Consider the following 2,596-nt stretch of genomic DNA (forward strand, 5'->3'; position numbering starts at 1 on the left):
CTGCGGTCCACGCCGCGCGCCAGGCGGGCGTCCTGTAGAAGAACCCGTTGTCGTGCTGTAGAACCCGTTGTCGTGCAACGAGAGAAAACCGGTGTGCCCGGCTGCGCGGCAGCTGGGCACACCGGTGGCTTAGGACCCGTTCAGTGCTCGTGCATGAGGACGCCGCGGATGTTGCGGCCCTCGACGAGATCCTGGTAGCCCTGGTTGACCTCGTCGAGCCGGTACCTGCTCGTGACGAGCTCGTCGAGCTTGAGGTGCCCGCTGGTGTAGAGGCCGAGCAGCTTCGGGATGTCGTACTGCGGGTTGCTGCTGCCGAACAGGCTTCCCTTGATCGTCTTTTCCCACAGGGTGAGTACCGCCCCGGACACGTGCACGGTCAGCTTTGCGGGGTCGGCCAGGCCGGTGACCACGACGGTGCCGCCCTTGCCGATGATGTCGAACGCGGCGGACACCACGTTCTCATCGACCCTGCCGACCAGGATCAGCGCCTGGTCGGCGCCCTGGCCTGCGGTCAGCTCCGTCACCGCGGCCTGGGCCTCCTCGGCCGTCGCGAACGCGTGCGTCGCGCCCAGCTTCAGCGCGGTGTCCCGTTTGAACGCGATCGGGTCGACCACCACGACGTGCTTGGCGCCTGCGAGCACGGCACCCTGCACAGTGCAGGCGCCGAGCCCGCCGACCCCGTAGATCACCGTCGTGTCGCCGGGGCGCACCCCGCCTGTGTAGATCGCGGTCCCCCACCCGGTGGGCACGCCGCAGCCGACCAGCACGGCAGTCTCCAGCGGCAGGGACGGATCGACCTTGACGACCGAGCGCTCGGAGATGGTGGAGTACTGCGAGAACGTGCCCAGCATGCACATGGCGCCGAAGTCCTCGCCGCCGGAGTGGAACCGGAACGAGCCGTCGGGCATCGAGCCCTCTAAGATGGTTGCACCCATGTCGCACAGGTTCTGCCGGCCGGTGGCGCAGTACCGGCAGTGCCCGCAGCTCGGGATCATACTGCACACTACGTGGTCGCCCGGCTTGACCCTGGTGACCCCGGGACCGACCTCCTCGATGATGCCGGCACCCTCGTGCCCGCCGACGATCGGGAAGCGCGGCGGCAGGTCCCCGTCGGACAGATGCAGGTCGGAATGGCACATCCCGGCCGCCACGAAGCGGATCAGGACCTCGCCCTCACCCGGACCGTCCAGGTCGAGCTCGACGATCTCGAACGGCTTATGGAAACCGGTCAGTATCGCGGCTTTCGTCTTCATTGGGTGATTCCTTCGCAAATGGTCAGAGTTGGACGTTCACGGCCTTGGTCTGGGTGTAGAGCTCCAGCGCGGCCTCGCCCAGCTCACGCCCCCATCCGGACTGCTTGTAACCGCCGAACGGGATCGCGGCGTCGAACCCGTTGTAGCAGTTGATCCACACACTGCCGGCCTTGATTTGCTTGGCCAGCCGGTGTGCCTTGGAGATGTCCCTGGTCCAGATCCCGGCCGCCAGCCCGTATTGGGAGTTGTTCGCGGCGGCGACCGGACCTTCCGCCGCACTGAACGGCATCGCCGCCACGACCGGGCCGAAGATCTCCTCCCGCACGACGCTCATGTCGTCGCGGACATCGACCAGCACGGTCGGCTCGACGTAGTACCCGGTGTCGCCGATGCGCCTGCCGCCGGTCAGGGCCCGCGCACCGTCGGCCCGCCCCTGATCGAGGTAACCGGTCACGCGGTCGAGCTGCTCCTGGGACACCAGCGGCCCCAGCTGCGAGGTCGGATCGAGGCCCGGGCCGACCTTGACCTGGCTGGCGAACTCGGCGACGCCCTGCGTGAATTCCTCGAAGATCGAGTCCTCGACGAACAGCCGTGTGCCGGCTACGCAGCACTGGCCGTGGTTGAACAGCCAGGCGTTCGCCGAACCCGCGATCGCGGACTTCAGGTCGGCGTCGGCGAAGACGATGTTGGGGCTCTTGCCGCCAAGCTCCAGGGACACCTTCTTCAGGTTCCCCTTCGCAGCCTCGACTATCTTCTTGCCGACCTCGGTGGAACCCGTGAAAGCGATCTTGTCGACGTCGTCGTGCGCGGCCAGCGCGGCGCCCGCGTCACCGAACCCCGTGACGATGTTGACGACGCCCCCGAGGAAGCCGAGTTCACAGAAGATCTCCCCGAGCAGCAGGGCGGTCAGCGGCGTCTGTTCGGCGGGCTTGAGTACGACGGTGTTGCCCGTGGCCAGCGCGGGCGCGATCTTCCACGTGGCCATCAGCAGAGGGAAGTTCCACGGGACGATCTGCCCACACACGCCGACCGGTTCGCGCAGGGTGTAGGCGTGCCATTCGGAACCCGGCAGCCACGGCACCGAGGGTGTGATCGTCCTACCCTCGATCTTGGTGGCCCAGCCCGCGTAGTAGTGGAAGACGTTGGCCGACCACACCGCGTCCACCGCCTGGGCGATGGCCGCCGACTTGCCGTTGTCGAGGGACTCCAGCTGGCCGAACTCCTCGGCCCGCGCCAGCAGCGCGTCACCGACCTTCCACAGCAGGCTCTGCCGCTGGCTGGGGGTGAACCGGCTCCACGGTCCCTCGAAGGCGCGGCGCGCCGCCGCCACCGCGCGGTCGATG

2 protein-coding genes are annotated in these 2,596 nt (G+C 67.8%); both read right to left on the reverse strand.

All coding sequences use genetic code 11. The annotated features are described in order from the left end of the window. Nucleotides 1-140 precede the first annotated feature (140 nt). Entirely contained in the window at nt 141-1,253 is a 1,113-nt protein-coding gene (locus tag DD1DGNOD_RS15635) for an NDMA-dependent alcohol dehydrogenase (protein ID WP_131770458.1), read from the reverse strand. 22 nt (nt 1,254-1,275) lie between these two features. Continuing rightward, nucleotides 1,276-2,596, reverse strand: a 1,321-nt coding sequence (locus tag DD1DGNOD_RS15640; protein ID WP_131770460.1) for an aldehyde dehydrogenase family protein, incomplete at its 5' end; no start/stop codon positions are given.

This window comes from Candidatus Protofrankia californiensis, from assembly GCF_900634765.1.
Classification (GTDB): Bacteria; Actinomycetota; Actinomycetes; order Frankiales; family Frankiaceae; genus Protofrankia; species Protofrankia californiensis.

Bases quoted from the DNA above. Each gene is read 5' to 3' on its own strand.
- DD1DGNOD_RS15635 (WP_131770458.1), bottom strand. From the start codon at position 1,253: ATGAAGACGAAAGCCGCGATACTGACCGGTTTCCATAAGCCGTTCGAG.